Here is an 18,809-nt window from a genome sequence, read left to right as displayed (position 1 = left end):
CCGAAAGCTAGCGCCATCGAAACGTTTGCGCAACCGGTTTTCTGGCTTGATGTGACTTGCTTGCGCCGAAATCAGCCAGGACTTCCGTGCCGGCCATCAGCTGCGGCTGGATGCCACCGCGATCTGTTGGCCGGGCGCGACAACTAGAGCAAGGCTTCGTACCGATCGCCAATCTTGTCGACTGTGAAATCCGCCGCCCGGCTTTTCAGGACGGCAGCAGGGGTGGGGTGGTCCAGCATCTCGGCCATCGCCTTCGCCAGGGCTGCGGCGTCACCGACCGGCACCAAGGTGCCGAAACGGCCGTCACCGAGTATCTCGCGCGGGCCATGCGGAGCATCGGTGGAGATTACCGGGACACCGGCAGCCATGGCCTCGACCAACACGTTGCCAAAGCCTTCGCTGGTGGATGTAAGGACGAACAGATCGGCTGCGGCATAACAGGCTGCCGGATCGTTGACGTAGCCGGCAAAGAGCACTTCCCCGCCTATGCCGGTCTCTTCGGCATAGGCGTGCAATTCGGCAGCCAGCGGACCTTCGCCGAAGATGACAAGCCGGGCAGGGCGGCCGGCGCGCAGGGCAGCGAAGGCCCGCAGCAAAGTCCGGTGGTCCTTGACCGGCACCAGGCGCCCGGCGGTGGCGATGACCGGGCCATATCCCATCGCTGCCAATTTTGCCTGCCAGGCATAGGAAGTCCCCTGCGGTGCTTCAGCCGGCGGCAGCGGGTTGCTGATGACCACGACCTTGGATTCGGGGAAGCCGCGGGCGATGATGTCACGGCCGACACCCGCCGAAACGGCGATGGCTTTGGTCGCGCGCGCTGCAACCAGCGCGGAAAGCCAGATCGCCAGCCTCGCGCCGAGGCCGCTCGCAGGCAGCGAGGCGGCGGCGTGGAAGCTTGGAAAGAATTTTGCGCGGCTTCTGGCCAACATGAGTGACAGCGCCATGACCAGATTGGCGAATTCCGGGGCACTATAGACCGCATCAGGATCAAGGCGGCGGAACAAATTTGCGCTTCGCACGATGCCTTTTAGCGTCGCCGACTTGGCGTAACCCTCGCCGCGCAAGAGAAGGCCGAAGTCGACCAGATGCACGGCGGCGGAGCGCAGCGCCGCGTTAGGCCCTTGCGCGTTCCAGGTAAAAAGCGTGACCTCGTGGCCACGCGACGCCATTTCATTTGCCATCAGGACGAAGACACGCTCGGCGCCGCCGCCTCGCAGGCTGGCGATGTGGAAAACGATGCGCTTCGCCATGCCTTGCTTCAGGCTCGGCTGGCAGCAAGGTCTGATCTGTTCGGCGGCCGGCGCATGTCGCGGATAATGCCCATGCCAATGGCCAGCAGCATGCCCAGGGCAAAGCCTGCGAACGCTCCTGCGCCTGCCACCAGGGCAGTGCGCGGGGGCCATGAGCGCCCTGGCGGGGGCACCGCGGTCGAAATCACCTGTACGTTTGTAGTGTCGATCTGCTCGCGCTCGCTGATTTGGCGCGCACGTGACAGAAAGCTCTCATAGACCGCTCTCTTCGAGGCCGCATCGCGTTCAAGCTCACGCAGGGCGACTTCGGACTCGCTGTCGGTGAAAACGTTGCTCTTCAGATCGTTCATCCTGGCGTTGAGAGAGGCCAACGAGGCCCTGGCCTTGTCCAGGCTGGACTTTGCCGTTCCGACGGTGCGGGAGAACTCGGCTCGGAGTTGCGAGTTGACGGTCTCGAGCTCCGTCCTCAGCCTGACAATCGTCGGGTGGCGCGGACCGAAGGTCATCGACTGTGAGTCGATCTGCTGTCGCAGGCTGTTTGACCTGTCGCGCAGCGCCGCGAGCGCTTCCGAAACCGTGGGGTCGGGATTGGCCCCATTTATACCGGAGGCAACCAGGGCGTCGTAGCTTGCCTGCGCGGCGATCACGCGCGATTGCGCATCGACGATTTCGCCGTTGAGCTGCGTCATCGTCTGCGAACTGACGAGCTGGCCATTGCTGGAGGACAGGTTGTGGCTGCGCCTGTAGCTCTCGACCTTCTCTTCGGCAGCCTGCACGTCGCTCTTGAGTTGGCCAAGTCGGCTATCGAGGGCAGCCGCGGCACGGCTGGCACCGGCAGCTTCGGCCTTGGCCAGTTCTTCCTGGAAGTTTTTGACTATGGCCTGCGAGATCAGGATCGCTTTGGCAGTGGTTTCCGCGGATACCGAGAGGGTTGTGACAAACGAGGTTGGGTCCGCAGCGGCGTTTACCCGGTCCGCCAGGTTCTTCAAGGCGATAAGCTTCGGGTCGGGCTTCGCCACCGCGCCAGACGTAGACGTGCTCCGGTCTGGATCGAAAAACTCTGGATCGTGAGTCAGATTCAGTTCGTCCACCACACGGGAAAGCACGTTGCCCGAGGTCAAGATGCGCTGCTTGCTGCGTGTGCTGAGCAGCTGGCTATCGACCTGGCCCGGTTGTGAGTAGAGGTCGTTTTCCACAACCTGCAAATTGGAGGGGTTGATGAGTACCTCTGTCGTGACGGTGTAACGCTGCTTGCTCAGCAATGCATAGGCGCCGCCGACAATGCCGCCGATTACCGCCAGCATGAACGCCAGGGCGAGACCGGCCCGCAGCCAGACGAACAGGCGTCGAAAATCGAGTTCGAGGAAATCGCCGATCTTGTCCAGGGTCACCGTCGCGACAGGCTCGGATGGTTGCGGCGTCACCGGTGCGGAGCTGCGCGCCGCGACTGGGTCGTGCTGTTGCAGCATCGCCCTGCGCCGCGCATTGGCGATACGCTCGAACGCACTGTTATTGGAAGCCGTCGCGGAGATGGGGGGTGTGCCGGAACCGGCAGACATGGTGACAACCCTTGTTAAATCGTTACGCTTGGCCTGCTCTACAGAAACATCGTTAATATCTTATTTTCCAAGCTGGCCCATTTTGCCGTTCATCCCCCCTTCCGTCCGGCGGACGTTGAAGGGATTCGTTGCCCAGAATTTGGCGCGCATTCTTGCCGTCGCCCGATTTGCGTCCGCAACCGGTGAGTGATTTTCATGAAATCGGTAACGCGCACTTAACGGCGCGGTTGTATTGAAAAGATGGCAATGCCTTTTGAATGACATCTGAAGCACTGACCGCGACCTGCAGGATGGCGTCAGTCGCCTGCAATTGCAGGAGAGGAACGTGACGAAATTCTATTCGGTCCAGTATCTTCGCGCCTGCGCCGCTTTGTTGGTTCTGTTCGCGCACGCTTTTTCCTACCAGATCGGCATAGATAATCCGATTATCGTGACTGCGGGCCGCCTTGGTGTCATTCTGTTCTTCGTCATTAGCGGATTCATAATGGTCTATATTACGGGGAGCGGTCCCTTCTCTGCTCCAACCTTCCTGAAACGCCGAGCGATCCGGATCATCCCCCTCTACTGGCTTTTCACAAGCGTCGCCGCACTTCTGGCAGCTCTTGCACCAAGTCTCTTCCAGAAGACCGTCTTTACGTGGCCCCATTATCTCCAGTCGCTGTTCTTCGTTGTCCACCAAGCGCCCGAACGAGATGGCGTCAGCCCAATTTTGTCACTCGGCTGGACGCTCAATTATGAGGCCTATTTCTATATCGCATTCGCGGTGCTCGCATTCCTATCGGTGACCGCGCGCGCATTTGTGTTGACGGTCTTTTTCATTGCGATGTGGCTGGCCGGGCTGTTGATAGCTCCCACCAACCCTGTTCTCCAGTTCTATCTGAACGCTTCGCCGGTGGCCTTCGTCGTCGGCATGTGGATAGGCCGGCGCTATCTGGACGGCGGCTTTGCTTCCGACACACGCCATGTCTGGCTACTCGGCCCTATGGCCGCTGCAGGCGTGTTGCTTGCATTCGTCGATGACGGCACGCCGCTGATGAGCCAGATCAGCTTCGCGGGGCAGGTAATGTGGGCCGCCAGCCTGCTTCACCTTGGCCTCATTCTGGAACCGAAACTGAAGCACTGGAGCCTGCTCGAAGAGCTCGGCAACGCCTCCTACGCGCTTTACCTGTCGCATATCTTCGTGATCGGCGCCGTAGCCTACCTGGCCAGGCGCACCATCGGCTACGACCATCCGGCAACAGTGTTGCTGGTCTCGGTGGTCAGCATCGTGACTGCCTGCATAGCCAGCCTGGTGATCCACCAGATGATCGAGAAGCCGATTCTTCTCATTCTGAACGGCAGAAGGAAGGTTAGAGCCACATCGCTTCCTTACGCTGCCACGGGGAACAAATAAGGAGACCGTGCAAACGTCCGGGCATCGAACTTAACGGTTGTGGCAAACGCATGGCCCGGCATATTTTGACAACACACACGCCGCATCCGTTCGGCAGTCTCTTGAATGGATCTCGTGGCCGGAATGCCGTTTGAATACCTTCACTTGGATGGGCCATGAGCTATCCTGCTGCCGCATCGGAACGATTGTTGTCCAGCCAGGCGCGCCGTCAAAACGCGTTGTCGCTGCTGTTTTTCCTATGCGCCGCATTCGCGTTCCTGCTGCGCTTTACGGTGTCGCCGCAGGTGATGAACATGGTCGTCGACTATACGGCCCAGGGAGGCTCGTTCTACGAGAAGCTGCATTTCGGCACTTACGCGATCTTCCTGCTGCTTGCTGTCGTTCTTTTCAGCCGACCGTTTCTGCTGCAGGGCGACGAAATTGGAATATTCAAGGCGTTGATACGCTATTCGGTGCTGATGTTCGCGCTGGTGCCTTATCTGTTCATTACCGGCCGTGCGGGCTCCTCCGGGTTCATCATCGATACCTATCTGGTGGCCGGCGCCACAGGCCTGTTGATGCTGGCATTAAACGCGGAGTCGCGGCGGGCGCTGGGCGACGTAGTGCTTGGAATGGCCATCCTGAGCGCCGTGATCGGCACTATCGAAGCGGTGACTCAACATCGATTCCTGCCTTACGGCATCAACGAACTGCAGTTCAGGCCGATCGGCCTAGCGGCCCATCCGCTGTCACTAGGCGCGCTCTGCGCCACAGTCATCGGATTCGTACCGCTGACGCGCTGGCGCATATGGGTGCGGGTGGTGGCGATTTTCGTATTGGTCGTCGGTTGTGCTGCATCGGGCGCTCGCGCCGCGCTTCTGCTCGCTGCCGGAGAAATCCTCATTCTGCTGCTGTTCGTGCCTTGGCCGGGCCTGTCGCTCAAGTATGAGCGGCAGGCCAAATTTGTCGTGCTGATGTTCACTATGACAGGCGGCGCGGTGCTTGTTGCGATGCTGTTTGCTGGCGGTCTGCTGAACCGGTTCAGCAACACCATTTTCGACCAAAATTTTATGGCGCGGGTGACGATCTACCAGGTGTTCGGACTTGTCAGCTGGAAAGACATCCTGTTTGGCATGAACGGCGACGAACTCCTGGCGATCGTCAACGAGAAGCTGCATCTGCCGTTCATCGAGAGCGCGCCGGTGGTCATCGTCATGCTCTTCGGCCTGCCCATAGCCGTGCTCTTTACGGTGCTGATATTCTGGTTCGTTTTTCGGCTGCTGCGCGGGGCGCCGCTGCCCGCATGGATAGGCATCATCACCTTCCTGCTTGCTGCGCTGTCGAACAACGCGCTCTCATCAAAATCGCCTGAAATCGCGATTATTGTGGTGTTGCTGCTTGCCTATAGGAAGCAGCCCGATAGAGGCCAGCTCGAGAGCATGCCTTCGGCCGCTGCATCCCACCCAAACCCGGCCGGGTCTCGTTAAGCACGGACCTCGGATCCGGTCAGCCGGCGCTATCCACGACCTCGACATCGCCGGCGCGATTGAGCGTGTGGATACCCGCCCGCGCCCATGCCGGCCCCGGATCGATTGGGCGGGGCAGTTCAAAACGGACGTCGAAATCATTAAGCCGATCCAGCCGCATCAACCCCAGGCCACCGCCATAGGCTCTCGAGCCGTTTTGCACCGGCAGCAGCAAGGCGTCGCCCTGACGGATGAAAGCGCCGCCCGGCCGAGTGGCCGAGTGATCGACGGCGACGGGATTGAGCGCATGCGCTACCCAAGGCCCACGCAGCGCCGTGGCGGAATAGACGGTCATCGTGTCCGACGCGCTGCCGTGACCGAACCGCTCCGTCCCCAGCAACCAGAAGCGGCCGTCGGATTCTAGCAGCGTGGCGTCGTTGAAATCCCTGTCCGCGATCAGCACCGTATCGCGTACCCAGCGATCCGGAAACTGCACGGCACGGTAGAGCACCAGTTCGCGTGCCGTAGCGCTTTCAGGAACCATGAAAATTTCGCCGGAGTGGGCGAACACCTGCGGATATGACAGGTGATGCGCTTCCTCCAGCACCAACCTCGGCACGCCGAAAACGCCGTCGTCGCCAAGTTCAGCGACGGAAATCACGCCGCGGCCGGTGGCGTAGGGGAACTCCTCGACAAAAAGATAGTGGCGGCCGTCGCGTTCGAGAACGAACGGATCGGCGTAGAATCGCTGCCCGTCATCGGCAAGCACGGTGAACGGCTTGCCATCCAGCTGTCCGGTTTCGGCGACGCCTGGACCGTCGATCAGCCGGTAAGCAACCTGCCAATAGAAGGGGCGCCGGCCACGTCGCAGTTTTTGCACGGCACGGTCGACCAATCCCCTGCCGAAAAAGGGCAGATAGTGCCGGATAAATCCGCCTTTCTGCAGGGGTGGCGCCGGGCTCTCGGCAATCGGCGCAAGTTTGCCCGTGGAAAAGCGGGCGACACATTGGGCAATCAGGGAGATGGCGCCGGCGAGCAGCTCGTTGCTGCTGCGGGACAGCCAGAGCCGATCGCTGATCATCGGCCGCGCCCTGGCGATGGCAACGCCGTCGAGGCGGGCGGTGAGTTCGGGTAGCCGCCCGCTCGCCAGTATCTCGGTCATGCCCGCGGCAAAGCTGCTGCGGCCACAAAATTCGAGCGTCAGGACAGGCGTGCCCCGTCGTGCGGCGGTAGCGGTGAGATCGACTATAAGGTCGGCGGGGCCGGTATCGCCGGACGGCAACGGCTCGGAACGGCTTGCCAGTGAGGGGCCGAAGCGCCGGCCCTCGAGCGCCAGCACATTATCCATCCCGCGCGCGTTGGCTTCAGGCGTCGGCGCGCGGCAACTCGAGACAACGTGTCCAGCCGCGCTCAACCGCACCAGAAGCTCATTTTCCCAGCGCCGGGATGCGTCGGCGTGGCCGATGATTAAAATATTAGTCAATCCAATATATTCTTTTTCAAGACTACTACCATAGACTATTTGTCAGCCCGACCTTTCACAAGAGTTAACCCGGGAGAACGCGGCCTTGGTTGTTAATCATATATTAAGAATTGAGATCACGAAGGCGTTTTCCGGCGCTATTATGGCTGTTGCGGACAATAGTCGGCATGTTTCGAGTGCTGCAGGCGGCCAGGATCAGCAATGAACGTCCTTTCACGTCCAAAACTGCCGTCCAGGCGGAAACTGCTGATCGTGTTCGGCACGAGGCCGGAGGCGCTCAAATGCTTTCCGGTGGCGCGCGCCGCCCTTGCTCATCCAGGCTTCATCACCGAAATATGCATCACCGCCCAGCATCGCGAGATGGTCGACCAGGTTGTCGAACTGACCGGCCTGCCGGTGCATCACGATCTCAACATCATGCAACCCGGCCAGTCGCTGTTCGACGTGACCTCGCGCGTGCTCTTGGGCATGGCCGAGGTGCTGGACAAGGCGAAGCCCGATATCGTCATGGTACAGGGCGACACCACCACGGCGATGGCCGCGGCTCTGGCTGCCTTCTACAAGCGCATCCCGGTCGCTCATGTCGAAGCAGGATTGCGCAGCCACAACATCAACTCGCCGTTTCCTGAAGAACTGAATCGCAAGATTGCCGGCGACATCGCCACCTGGCATTTTGCGCCGACCGTTCAGGCGCGCGACAACCTCATCGCCGAAGGAAAAGCCGAAAGCACTATCTTCGTGACCGGTAACACCGTGATCGACACGCTGTTGCATTTTTCAAGCGCGATCGATGCCGACAGGTTGATGAACGCGAAGCTCGCCGCCCGTTTCCCCTTCCTCGACCCTACGAAGAAAATGATCCTCGTCACCGGCCATCGCCGCGAGAATTTCGACGGCGGCATCCAGCGCATCTGTACGGCGTTGAAAGGATTGGCGGCGCGCGGAGACGTGCAGATCGTCTACCCTGTCCATCCAAACCCCAATGTGCGCTCGGTGGTCAACGCAGAGCTGGAAGGCGTGCCGAACATCCATCTGGTCGAGCCGCAGGACTATCTGCCGTTCCTGTATCTGCAGAAGCAGAGCTATCTGGTGCTTACCGATAGCGGCGGCGTGCAGGAAGAAGCGCCTTCGCTCGGCAAGCCGGTGCTGGTGATGCGCGAGAATACCGAGCGACCCGAGGGGATCGTGGCCGGCACCGCCCGCCTCGTCGGCACCGATGTCGAGAAAATCCTGTTCAACGCCAATCGCCTGCTCGACGATCAGGCTGCCTATCGCGGCATGGCGGAACGACACAACCCATATGGCGATGGCCGGGCCAGTAACCGGATTGTTGAGGAACTGCTGCATCATGGCTGAAATCAAAACCGTTTCCGTAATCGGCATGGGCTATATCGGCCTGCCGACCTGCGCCATTTTCGCCAGCCGAGGGCTCGACGTCATTGGCGTCGATGTGAACGGAGCGGTCGTCGAGAAAGTCAATCGCGGCGAAATCCACATCGTCGAGCCGGACCTTGACGGCCTGATCCAGAAGGTCGTGGCGAACGGCAAGCTCAAGGCCTACAGCACGCCGCAGCCGGCGGATGCGTATATCATCGCCGTGCCGACCCCGATGACCCACGACCATAGGCCGGACGTGACCTACGTGCTGGCGGCGGCACGAAGCATCGCCCCGGTGCTGAAGCGGGGAGACCTTGTTGTGTTGGAATCGACATCGCCGGTCGGCACGACACGCATCATGAACGGGCTGCTTGCCGAGTTGCGGCCTGACCTCAAATTTCCTGTCCTGCATGGCGAAGACGCCGATGTGCTGGTCGCCTATTCGCCCGAGCGCGTGCTGCCGGGAAAGGTGCTGACCGAGCTGATCAATAACGATCGCTCGATCGGCGGATTGTCCCGCAAATCGTCGGAACGGACCGCGGCACTCTATTCAACCTTCGTCACCGGCGACCTGTTCATGACGACGGCCGAAAGCGCTGAGCTGGTGAAACTTACCGAGAACGCGTTCCGCGACGTCAACATCGCCTTCGCCAATGAGCTTGCCGCAGTGTGTCAGGACCTGTCGCTCAATGTCTGGGAAGTGATCGATCTCGCCAATCGGCACCCTCGCGTGAACATCCTCCAGCCGAGCCCGGGCGTTGGCGGTCACTGCATTGCGGTCGATCCATATTTTATCATCGACGCCGCACCCAACAGCACGCGGCTGATGGCTTCCGCACGCCGGATCAATTCCGAGCGGCCCATGTCGGTGGTCAGGGATATCGAGGCCTTGCTCGACCCCTCCCGCAAGCAAACGATCGCCTGTCTTGGCCTCAGCTTCAAAGCCAATATCGACGATTTGCGCGAGAGCCCGGCCGTCGAGGTGGTGAAGCTTCTGTCCGATAACCCCAATGTGAAGATCATTGCGGCTGAACCCAACACAAATGCGCTGCCGCATGAACTCGAGGGCAGGGGCATCGTGTTCACCGACGCACTTTCGGCCATCGACAAGTCCGATATCGTCGTCCTCCTGGTCGACCATCGGCAGTTCAATCTGGTCGACCCCGAAGCGCTCAAGGACAAGAAGCTCGTCGATACAAGGGGCCTATGGACCTGGCGCAAGGCACGCAAGCCCGACGCCCGTATCGAAGGCAAGAAACCAGAAGTCGCACAAGTGACGCTCGCAAGGGAGCAGGCTGCATGAACGCGCACGACCCGGCTTGGGCGCAGCATTCCCTGTTGGCATCACGGCGCCGGGAGTTCCTTGGCGCACCGATCCATGCGCTGACCATGGCCGAGACGCTGGCCATCGCCGACGAGGCGATGACCGTGCGGCGGCCGCTGCATCATGTGGTCGTGAATGTCGCCAAGCTGGTGACCATGCGCCAGAATGCCGAACTGCGCGAGGATGTTGCAGGGGCGGACGTGGTCAATGTCGACGGGATCGGCGTGCTTTGGGGCGCACGTCTGTGTGGCGTCGCGCTGCCCGAGCGGGTGGCGGGCGTCGACATCATGATCAATCTGCTGAGCCTCTGCGCGAAGCGTGGGTTCAGGCCCTATCTGCTGGGGGCCGAACAGCACGTTCTCGACGCGGTTGTAGCGAGACTTGCCAAGGACCATCCGAGCCTGGTCATAGCGGGGATGCGCAACGGCTATTTCAAGCCGGAGGATGAGGCCGGGATCGTCGCGGCGATCAACGCGTCGGGCGCCGACTGCCTGCTGGTGGCCATGCCGACACCGCGTAAGGAGCGATTTCTCAAGCGCTACCGCGACGAACTCGCCGCAAGCTTCGTGATGGGCGTGGGCGGCAGTTTCGATGTCTATGGCGGCAAGGTTGCCCGTGCGCCGAGGCTGATACAAGCAGCCGGCCTGGAGTGGCTGTTCCGCGTGGTCCAGGAGCCGCGACGCTTGTGGCGCCGCTACTACGACACCAACACTGCCTATGCCGGGCTGCTGTGCCGGGAGTTCTGGGAGCGTCGCTGGCGCCGAAACGCCGGTTTATGAGATCCGGCTGCCTCGACCAAACTTTTGCCTGAGATTGAGTTTCGCGCTCACGAGCCTGAGGCGCTGATCCAGTGCTTGCCGCTGGTCAACTGATGCTTCACGATGGGACGACGCCCGTCTCGAACGCGATATGCATTTCCAAGGTAACCGAGCACGCCGAGTTGGGCGTTCTCAGGAGCGTTCCTGGCCTGTCGGCTGCGGTTGCATCATTCATCTCATGACCGACAAGCGTAGAACGAACGTCCGATGCGCAAAGAACCGATCCATGAGACGGATGTTCGCCAACCAATGGCGAAAACAGAAAGGATATCGGTCATGGTTTCAAAACTGCATGTTGTCCTTGTTCTCACAGGCCTCGGACTCACCACCTCAAACGTTCTTGATGCGCAAGCTGCGGGGGCGCCAGAGCCAGGCGGGCCAAGAAGGCACGATTGCATTGGTTATGAACACCGGGATTTCGGTGGCGCAACCATTACTCAAAACGCCGGGAGGGGTTGGAGGTATGTAGGTGGCGGCTGGAACGATAAGATCTCGTCTTTCAGAATGAGGAACGGTTGCGGCATTCGCGCCTATCAGCATCGGGACTATCAAGGAGACAGCAAAGTGTTTCGCGGCAGCTACCGTTATGTCGGCGACCTGTGGAACGATCAGATCTCGTCATGGAAGTGCCAGTGCGACTGAGTGAAACATCAGTCAGACTTACTTCGGGGATAACGGCCGGGTCTTCCTCAGCCGTGCCCTTCGCCGCTCAGCAGGATGCTGACCAGCTCCGCCTGGCGGCGCACGCCGGTTTTCTCAAAAATGTGGGTGAGATGCGTCCGAACAGTCGTCACTGAGACACCAAGCTGGGCAGCCACTGCATCACGCCCGCCTCCCTTAAGAACTTCCGCGGCCACATCGGCCTCGGCTTTGGTCAATCCAAACTGGCGGCGCATGTTCTCTTTTGTTTCGCCAGGCGGCACGTCAAAGGCTGCCCGGATCGGCGCCCCAATGAATATAGCCGCCGCCGCCTGAGGCTGCAGCCTTGCACGCTGCTGGCTGCCATTCATCGGCAGAACATGGGCGAAGATTGGCCGCGCTTCGGGTTCGGTTAAGCGGACGGCAAGGCCGGCCTTGCCGAGCATGACTTCGTTGTTGGCTGCAACGCGAATCGCCTTGCGCAGCTCATGCGCTGCCGCCGACGATTTCGCGCTGAGGACACCTCGTGTGCCTTGCACCGCCGCTCCGGTGCCAAACATGTGCTCCGCCGCGCGATTCGCGTGCAGAATGGTGGCTTTGTCGTCGGTCAGCACTACACCACAGCGGAGCGTATCGAGCACTTCGGCCATGCGCGCGCTTTCGACAGTGCGGGCGTCCAGCACATTGCTGATGGTGATCGCACGACGCAGGTGCGGGAGGAGAAGTGCCCCAATCTCAATTTCCCGATCAGTGATCGCGCCGTGCTGTTTGTGGCGTCCAATAACGAGTTCCGAGAAATGCGATGGGGTACGCATCAGGAATTGATGCATGACGTCGACAATGCCGAGCGGCTTCAGGCAGCGTTGGACGTATGGCGACCTCCGCAGGTAGTCGGGCGAGAGCTGCCGCGAGGCCACGTAAGGCTCGTTCACCGAGCATCCCTTAGCGAACCATTCCTCTAGCCGCGCATGGATTTCGGGAATATGCTTTTGTCTTTCCTCGAGCCCAAACCTATCCCAGCCTACGCTCTTGTCGATCAAGAGCCGGTTATGGCGGAGATCGTTAAGGGAGAGGATTGCGGATTCGCTTGGCAGTGCCGCTGTGATTTCCGCCAACGTCTGCTCCCAGCGTGAGGGATCGAGCGCGCAGTCGTAAATGGCGCCAATCAGCGCCGGAAAGTAATCCGGCAATATCTGGCAGTCCTGAACCAGAATTCCAGGCTCGTTCTCTGCCGAAACGATGGAACTGCGCACGTTTCGTCCACTCCGCGATGAACGGCCGGGCAAGCCTTGGAAGACCAAAAATTTCCATTTCCGCAAGCCGCGGGATGTTGTTTGCAGATTTAGGAAAGAGCCGCTTACAGATCGCTTATGCGCCTACGCGATCCGTAGCCGCGCCCGCAGCTGGGCGAGGAATTGCGTCGCTGCCACAGGGTGGAATAGCGAGGTCAGCCCGAAGAAAACCGCAGCTCCGGCGGTGCCGCCGGCGATAAGCGAGAAGATTGCCGGCACATCGCCGGCCACCATGCTGGCAAGCTTGGCGGCCACCCCTGTGCTGAGCGAGATGATTGCCGAAACGCCAATGTCGCGCCACGGCACCGGCACCGGCGTGAGCCGTTCGCTGATGATGATGCAGGTTATGGAGCCCACCACCGAGCCGCCCGCCAGCGCCAAAGCGGCGCCGATCTCCGCCATCGAGGGGATCAATAGCAGAGACAATGCGATTGTTGCCGCCGAGCCGAAGAGATTGGCGATGATCAGCAGCCACGGCCGTTTGTGCGCGTGCACCACGACGCCATAGACGAAGCTGGTGAGGTTGGCACACAGCACGCTGAAGGCGATGATCGGAAACAGCAGGCCGAAGCGGCCGTGATATTGCGAGGGCAGCATGAGCTCAGTGATATCGCTGCTGAGCGCGACCAGCATAGCTGCAATCGGCAGGCAAAGCCGCATCATCAAGGCCATCAACTGCGATAGCAACCGACCCGATGCGGCGGGCCCGTCCTCGTCGAACCGGCTGACCACCTCGGGAAAGGCGCCCATGTTGATGGCGTTAGCGACCATGTCGATCGGTTGGCGGGCCAGCGCATAGGCTGCGGCGAAGATCGCCACAGCGCTGGCATCGTAATAGAACTTGAGGAACAGACGCTCCGCGCTGTTGAGCCCGAAGCCAACCAGCGCCATGATGATCAGCGGCACACCGAGCGCAAAGAAGTCTCTGTGGGTGAAACGCGGCGGACCGGTAACGACGCGTCGGGATGCCATGATGCCCGCCACGATGCCGGCAATCAAGGCGCCGAGGCTCGAGCCGAGCGATACCGTCAGAAAGCTATCCTGGAAGATAAGGATGGCGCCGATCGGCAGCGCGAGTTGCAGCAGGGCACGCAGGGCTTCGAGCATCGAATAGACCGAATGGCGCTGCTGCATCTGCAGCACCGTCAACGCGAAGCGGCTGATGGACCCGGCGACCAGATAGCCGCAGACCGCGATCGCGAACTCGACCCAGCGTTCCGGCACGACCACCGCCGACGCGCCTACCGATATGACCAGCGCCAGTGCCGTGGTGGCAAGCAACACCTGCCCGGCCAGCATCAGGCTGCCGCGGCTGACTTCGCCCTTGCCGCCAAGCCTGAGCAACGCGATGCGCAGCCAGTTGGTGACGGCAATGTCGGTCATTTCGCCGACGGTCACCACCAGAGTGAGCAGGCCATACTCGGTCTGGTCGATCAAACGCGTCACGACGACCAGCAGGAGCAACGCCGAGATTCGCGTCAGCAGGATCGCCGGAGCATAAATGAGCGTGGAACGGAGCAGCAAAGGCGTGTCCCTGGAAAATTCACCTTCGACTAGCCGCCGATTGGCGGAAAATCCAGCGCGATGACGGCGAAGGGTGAACAGATTCAGTTTGAACTAAAAGATTTGCCGTAAACCTTATCGGGAACGTTTGCTTTGCAGTTACCCGGTCTGTGTTATTTAGAGTACCATCATGTTGCAGCGCCTCATATCCGATCGAAAAATACATGTCCTGGTCGCGACGCCGTCGGGCGTTTCGGGCCAGGGCGGCATCGACCGCATCATGGGGGCGCTGAAGCAGGAGTTCGAACGGCAAGAAGTCACCGACATCGATGTGCGCTTCCTTGCCAGTCGTGGCTCGGGGCATGTCGGACTTTCGATCTTCTATATGCTCGGCTTTTGCTTGCGGATGCTTAAAGCGCGTCTGGCTGGACGCGCCGATGTCGTTCATATCAACATCTCAGTCTCCGGCAGCACCTATCGCAAGATGGTGATCGCCGCCTGCGCACGGCTGCTGTCGATACCCTATGTCCTGCATTTGCACGGGGCGCAGTATCAGACATTCTGGAAAGACGATCACGGGTTCATAAGCCGCCGTATCAAAGCTCTGTTCGAGCATGCCGATCGGGTGATCGTTTTGGGCAGGCTTTGGCGCGATTTCGTCGCCAGCCGGGCGCCAGGCGCTGCCGGCAATATCGTGATCGTGCCCAATGCGACCGAAGTCCCGTCGCTGGCGCACGTCGGTGGCGGCGGCCACGTGCATATCCTGTTCCTGGGTCGTATCGGCGACCGCAAGGGCGTACCGCAATTGTTGGACGCGCTGCACCGCATGAACCCCGTCAAGAACTGGCGCGCCACGATTGCCGGCGATGGCGAAATCGATGCGGCACGGGCAAAATCGGCCGGGCTAGGGATCGCAGACCGGATCGCCTTTCCGGGTTGGGTGGGACCCGACGATGTCGCGTCGCTGATCTCTTTCGCGGATATTCTGGTTCTTCCCTCCTTCGCCGAAAACCTGCCTATGTCGGTGATCGAAGGCATGGCAGCCGGTTTGGCGGTGGTGGCAACCCCGGTTGGCGCGGTCGAAGACATAATTACCGACGGGCAATCCGGGCTGCTGGTGCCGCCAGGCGATGTTACTGCGTTGACCGACGCGCTGGGCCGCCTCGTGGAGAGCCCAGCACTGAGGGCGAGGCTTGGTGCCGGTGCCATGGCCGTGCATCGGGAACGGCTTGAACTCGCCCCGTTTGTCGGCGCAATCTGCGATGTCTGGCGGTCGGCGGCGTCAAGCCGTCAACCGGTCAAGCGGTGAGGCTGATGATCGCGGCGGCGCCTCAAGCCTGAATTCGCGGTGGAATATCTCCAAATTCAACAGCGCCCATATCAGCTTTTCGTGGTCTGCGGCACCCGTGGTGTGTTCCGAGACGATTTGATCAAGCTGTTTCGGGCTCAAATAGCTGCGAATGACGGAGTTAGGCGAGCAAAGGTGATCGTGCACGTAGTTCCTCATCGACCCCCGAAACCATTCGGCGACGGGCACCTTGAATCCGATCTTGCGGCGGTTGAGAATTTCCTCCGGAAGTATGTTGGCCATGCTGCTGCGCAAGATCAGCTTGCCCTTCCGCCAACCCACCTTGTAGCGATCGGGCAATTTGCTGACGAACGCAACCAGATCGCGATCGAGGAACGGCATTCTTCCTTCGATTGAACCGGCCATCATCATCCGGTCGCCTCGTTCCAGGAGATTGTCGGGCAACCACGATGTCTGATCGAAAAATAGCGCGCGGCGAAGATGGGATGCTGTCGCGCTTGAGGAAAACGGTAAGTTGTTGCGTCCATTGCGGCAATTGGCCGGCGCACCGATGAGGCGACTGTGTTCCTGCTCTGTCATGGCTCCAAACCAGGAGATCATCCGGGTGGCAAAGTCCCTTTCACCCGCGCTTCGGGCAAATGTATCGAACTTGGCCGATGCGCCAGGCATGGCACGTATCAAAGGGGCGAGGAGGTTGTTGTGGAGCAAGGCTGGAACGAGCGACCGGTAGATTCCAGCCAGTGACTCTGCGCGATGTTTGGGATACCCGCCGAGAACCTCGTCTGCCCCTTCACCTGTGAGCACCATCTTGACGTCCTGTGAGGCTCGCTCCGACATCAGGTAAATCGGAATGTCCGAACTTTGTGAAACGGGCGCCCCCAGATGGCGAATCAACTTCGGCAGGTGGTCAATCAGGTCGTCCGCTTCTATGACCAGTTCGCAATGATCGGTCTTGAAATGATCGGCGACGCGTCGGGCGAATGGAAGTTCACTATAGGCCGGTTCGCTGAAACCGACCGAAAATGTGCGAATGGGCTTGTCGCTGTGCTTGGTCATCAGGGCCACGATTGCTGACGAGTCGAGGCCTCCGGAGAGAAAGGCGCCGAAAGGTGCATCGCTGCGCATTCTGATCTCGACGGAATGGTCGAGCAGTTCCAGAAATCGTCGCTTGGCGGTTTCGTGGTCGATGTCCTCGGTCAGGTCCGTTTGATCTGGAGGCGTATAATAGCGCGTTTCCGTCACAGTCCCTTGCGACCAAACGGCATAGCTTCCGGGGTTGAGCTTGCGGATTTGTTTAAAAAGCGTGCGCGGTCCAGGCACGTAACGCCAGCGCAGGTACTCGTGCACAGCGTCCAAATCGAGTTGCTGCGCATTTGGCTGCGATGACAACAACGCGTTGATCTCTGAGGCAAAGGACAGCAGTTTTTCGCTTTGCATGAGGTAAAGGGGCTTTTTGCCGAACGGATCACGGGCGAGGATCAATTCGTGCCTCTGAGCATCCCAGAGCGCAAAAGCGAACATGCCGCTCAACCGGTCGAACATGGACAAGTGCCACTGATCATAAGCTCTGAGCAGCACCTCGGTATCGGAGCGCGTTCGAAAATGATGGCCGAGGCCGATCAGTTCCTGGCGTAGCTCGATATAGTTGTATATTTCGCCGTTGAAAATTATTCTGAGATGGCCGTCCTCGATATGCATCGGCTGATTTGACTCTGGCGCTAAGTCAATAATCGCCAGGCGGTGATGGACCAATGCCAATTGTTCCTCGCCAGTATTCAAGTCCAAGAACTCGATGCCTTCGGCATCGGGACCGCGATGCCGCAATGCATTTGACATTCTGGCGGCCCGCTCTTGTGGGTTCTCGGCCCTTCGGCCGATCCACCCGGCAATTCCACACATTGTTTCCCCCTAGGCGCGCGTATTCCTCACTCCAGTACAACAAATGTATTAAACACTTCGTGGCTAACAGATCGAGCCGCGAGGGAAAAACTGCCACAGGCCGTTCTCGATCCAACCTGGCGTTGAGAGGATCGAAGTTGACGGCTGCTCATCCGCGACGAGAACTGACGGCAATTAGGGCAGGCCCAGTGCCTGCAGCATCTCCGGGTCGGGCACCGGGGGGCCATCGGGCCGGATGAGGCTCATCCCATAGCGATTGGAGAACTCCCAGACAGACCATGGGATCGCGAAGCGTTCGGCCTCTCGGCGCACCGCCTTGAGATAGCGCGAACGGTCGGCCTCGAAGGCGCCCATGCGGCCGTCCGCTGACATGAGAATAGCGCCGAATTCGCCCATGAAGAGCCGCCGGCTTGGAATGCCATGGCCTTCAGCCCAGTCGACGGCCTGACGAAAGCTCGTCTCGAGTTGGCTCTGCCCCCAGTTCTGCTCGAAATATTTCGCTACTGCTTCGCGCGCGGTGGCCATGTTCATCATCTGCTCGACCCTGCTCAAGCCGGCAGCTTCCATCCGCGCCCTAAGGGTTTCGGTCACCACTTCGGGTGTACTGCTGTCGGCAGGCCAGGGAAGTCCCGAAACAAAGCTGTTTGTGTCGTCGGGCCGCTGGTGGGTGAAGCTGTGCGGCTCATACATATGGAAGCTGTAATAGAGGTTTGGGTCATCGAAGCCGGGGCTGAGGTTGACCAGTCCGGCAATGCTGCCGCCGCAGGCGCCGGTCGCAACGATGGTGAGTTCGCTGCTGACCGCTCGAATGTCGTGGACGGTCCCCGCCATGATCCGCTGCCAGTCATCGCTGCCGCTTGGATCGCAAGGGTAATATGCTGGCTCGTTGTAAGGTTCGAGGGCGACTTTGTCGGTGCCTATCTTGACCAGCATGGCGGCGACCGCCACAACCATCTGGCGGTAGCCGGCAACGCCCTCGCTGTCGGCGCCGCCGTAGATCATCTCCATGCTGTAGTCCGGAACCTGAGTGACGCCATGCAGGTCGAAAACCACCTTGAGGCCGGTCGACGTGATCCGCTCGACGGCGGCGGCAAGTATGTCCAGCGCCTGCTGCCGCCTGCCGCCCTCGCTGGCAAGCAGAGGGCCGGGATCGACGCTCAGCCGGACGAAGTCGAAGCCCATCGATCGGATGTGGGCAAACACCTCCCCGGCCGGCCAATCGGTGAACGGCCTGCTTCCCGCAAGCCACTCCTTTTCGCTGCGATAGGGCGGCCAAACGTAGGTTCCGTCTTTCTCCACCGGCGACCAGTTGAGCCACTCATGCACGCCAACGCCGCGCTTGAGAGGGATGGGCGCTGCCTCGGCCGCCATAACCAAGGCGAGCACCCAGGCAACAACACACACCGCTTTTCTCATCGCTCTCTCCGCATGGTCGCCGGAGATATTAACCGCAACGAACGGGAAAGAAGATTGCCGGCGCGCAGCTTTTCGACGGCATGGTATACAAGGACCGAAACG

14 protein-coding genes are annotated in these 18,809 nt (G+C 60.3%); 7 read left to right on the top strand and 7 right to left on the bottom strand.

Annotation, left to right across the window (positions count from 1 at the left end; genetic code table 11):
- Positions 1–143 precede the first annotated feature (143 nt).
- Both NKG95_RS06020 and NKG95_RS06015 read right to left on the bottom strand, forming a co-directional pair.
- A complete protein-coding gene (locus tag NKG95_RS06020) occupies positions 144–1,250 on the bottom strand; it encodes a glycosyltransferase (protein ID WP_352788059.1) in 1,107 nt (368 codons plus the stop codon).
- A gap of 8 nt (positions 1,251–1,258) precedes the next feature.
- Positions 1,259–2,809: a GumC family protein gene (locus NKG95_RS06015; RefSeq protein ID WP_023720701.1), complete on the bottom strand. Its 1,551-nt coding sequence runs from the start codon at positions 2,807–2,809 to the stop codon at positions 1,259–1,261.
- 325 nt (positions 2,810–3,134) lie between these two features.
- Between NKG95_RS06015 and NKG95_RS06010 the strand changes: the two genes are divergently transcribed.
- Both NKG95_RS06010 and NKG95_RS06005 read left to right on the top strand, forming a co-directional pair.
- Entirely contained in the window at positions 3,135–4,202 is a 1,068-nt protein-coding gene (locus NKG95_RS06010; protein WP_023720700.1) for an acyltransferase family protein, read from the top strand.
- A gap of 155 nt (positions 4,203–4,357) precedes the next feature.
- Positions 4,358–5,668, top strand: a complete 1,311-nt coding sequence (locus NKG95_RS06005) for a VpsF family polysaccharide biosynthesis protein (protein WP_353040186.1) — start codon at positions 4,358–4,360, stop codon at positions 5,666–5,668.
- Between the two features lie 19 nt (positions 5,669–5,687).
- Here the strand turns inward: NKG95_RS06005 and NKG95_RS06000 are convergent, their stop codons facing one another.
- Complete coding sequence (locus tag NKG95_RS06000; RefSeq protein WP_353040185.1) at positions 5,688–6,995, bottom strand: glucosamine inositolphosphorylceramide transferase family protein; 1,308 nt, start codon at positions 6,993–6,995, stop codon at positions 5,688–5,690.
- A 336-nt stretch (positions 6,996–7,331) separates the two neighbouring features.
- On the opposite strand from NKG95_RS06000, the gene wecB reads away from it, so the two are divergent.
- From wecB to NKG95_RS05980, 4 genes are all read left to right on the top strand, one after another.
- On the top strand, positions 7,332–8,486 hold the full coding sequence (gene wecB, locus NKG95_RS05995; RefSeq protein WP_352484050.1) for a non-hydrolyzing UDP-N-acetylglucosamine 2-epimerase: 1,155 nt from the start codon (positions 7,332–7,334) through the stop codon (positions 8,484–8,486).
- Positions 8,479–9,810 carry a UDP-N-acetyl-D-mannosamine dehydrogenase gene (gene wecC / locus NKG95_RS05990; protein ID WP_023720695.1) on the top strand — a complete coding sequence of 444 codons (1,332 nt, stop codon included), beginning with the start codon at positions 8,479–8,481 and terminating at the stop codon, positions 9,808–9,810. The genes wecB and wecC overlap by 8 nt, the downstream gene beginning before the upstream one ends.
- Complete coding sequence (locus tag NKG95_RS05985; RefSeq protein ID WP_023720694.1) at positions 9,807–10,610, top strand: WecB/TagA/CpsF family glycosyltransferase; 804 nt, start codon at positions 9,807–9,809, stop codon at positions 10,608–10,610. The genes wecC and NKG95_RS05985 overlap by 4 nt, the downstream gene beginning before the upstream one ends.
- Before the next feature lie 246 nt (positions 10,611–10,856).
- The gene (locus NKG95_RS05980; RefSeq protein ID WP_156948150.1) at positions 10,857–11,291 is read left to right on the top strand and encodes a peptidase inhibitor family I36 protein; all 435 of its coding nucleotides are present in this window, start codon (positions 10,857–10,859) and stop codon (positions 11,289–11,291) included.
- Between the two features lie 47 nt (positions 11,292–11,338).
- Here the strand turns inward: NKG95_RS05980 and NKG95_RS05975 are convergent, their stop codons facing one another.
- Together NKG95_RS05975 and NKG95_RS05970 are read right to left on the bottom strand one after the other, a co-directional pair.
- Positions 11,339–12,541: a helix-turn-helix transcriptional regulator gene (locus NKG95_RS05975; RefSeq protein WP_353040184.1), complete on the bottom strand. Its 1,203-nt coding sequence runs from the start codon at positions 12,539–12,541 to the stop codon at positions 11,339–11,341.
- A gap of 123 nt (positions 12,542–12,664) precedes the next feature.
- Positions 12,665–14,104, bottom strand: coding sequence for a lipopolysaccharide biosynthesis protein (locus NKG95_RS05970; RefSeq protein ID WP_023720692.1), 1,440 nt, complete (start codon positions 14,102–14,104; stop codon positions 12,665–12,667).
- Between the two features lie 169 nt (positions 14,105–14,273).
- On the opposite strand from NKG95_RS05970, the gene NKG95_RS05965 reads away from it, so the two are divergent.
- Positions 14,274–15,392, top strand: coding sequence for a glycosyltransferase family 4 protein (locus NKG95_RS05965; RefSeq protein ID WP_023720691.1), 1,119 nt, complete (start codon positions 14,274–14,276; stop codon positions 15,390–15,392).
- Here the strand turns inward: NKG95_RS05965 and asnB are convergent.
- Both asnB and NKG95_RS05955 read right to left on the bottom strand, forming a co-directional pair.
- Entirely contained in the window at positions 15,366–17,291 is a 1,926-nt protein-coding gene (gene asnB / locus NKG95_RS05960; RefSeq protein ID WP_353040183.1) for an asparagine synthase (glutamine-hydrolyzing), read from the bottom strand. The genes NKG95_RS05965 and asnB overlap by 27 nt on opposite strands.
- A 174-nt stretch (positions 17,292–17,465) precedes the next feature.
- Positions 17,466–18,707: a glycoside hydrolase family 5 protein gene (locus tag NKG95_RS05955; RefSeq protein WP_353040182.1), complete on the bottom strand. Its 1,242-nt coding sequence runs from the start codon at positions 18,705–18,707 to the stop codon at positions 17,466–17,468.
- Positions 18,708–18,809 lie beyond the last annotated feature (102 nt).

The sequence above is a fragment of the Mesorhizobium sp. M1423 genome, from assembly GCF_040317575.1.
Lineage (GTDB): Bacteria > Pseudomonadota > Alphaproteobacteria > Rhizobiales > Rhizobiaceae > Mesorhizobium.
The sequence above is the reverse complement of the archived record's forward strand: the minus strand, read 5'-3'. Positions and strand labels throughout refer to the sequence as shown.

Coding starts and splice junctions, on each gene's coding strand:
- NKG95_RS05965 (WP_023720691.1), top strand. CDS start 14,274: ATGTTGCAGCGCCTCATATCCGATCGAAAAATACATGTCCTGGTCGCG.
- NKG95_RS06020 (WP_352788059.1), bottom strand. CDS start 1,250: ATGGCGAAGCGCATCGTTTTCCACATCGCCAGCCTGCGAGGCGGCGGC.
- NKG95_RS05985 (WP_023720694.1), top strand. CDS start 9,807: ATGAACGCGCACGACCCGGCTTGGGCGCAGCATTCCCTGTTGGCATCA.
- wecB (WP_352484050.1), top strand. CDS start 7,332: ATGAACGTCCTTTCACGTCCAAAACTGCCGTCCAGGCGGAAACTGCTG.
- wecC (WP_023720695.1), top strand. CDS start 8,479: ATGGCTGAAATCAAAACCGTTTCCGTAATCGGCATGGGCTATATCGGC.
- NKG95_RS05980 (WP_156948150.1), top strand. CDS start 10,857: ATGCGCAAAGAACCGATCCATGAGACGGATGTTCGCCAACCAATGGCG.
- NKG95_RS06005 (WP_353040186.1), top strand. CDS start 4,358: ATGAGCTATCCTGCTGCCGCATCGGAACGATTGTTGTCCAGCCAGGCG.
- NKG95_RS05955 (WP_353040182.1), bottom strand. CDS start 18,707: ATGAGAAAAGCGGTGTGTGTTGTTGCCTGGGTGCTCGCCTTGGTTATG.
- NKG95_RS06000 (WP_353040185.1), bottom strand. CDS start 6,995: ATGGATAATGTGCTGGCGCTCGAGGGCCGGCGCTTCGGCCCCTCACTG.
- asnB (WP_353040183.1), bottom strand. CDS start 17,291: ATGTGTGGAATTGCCGGGTGGATCGGCCGAAGGGCCGAGAACCCACAA.
- NKG95_RS06015 (WP_023720701.1), bottom strand. CDS start 2,809: ATGTCTGCCGGTTCCGGCACACCCCCCATCTCCGCGACGGCTTCCAAT.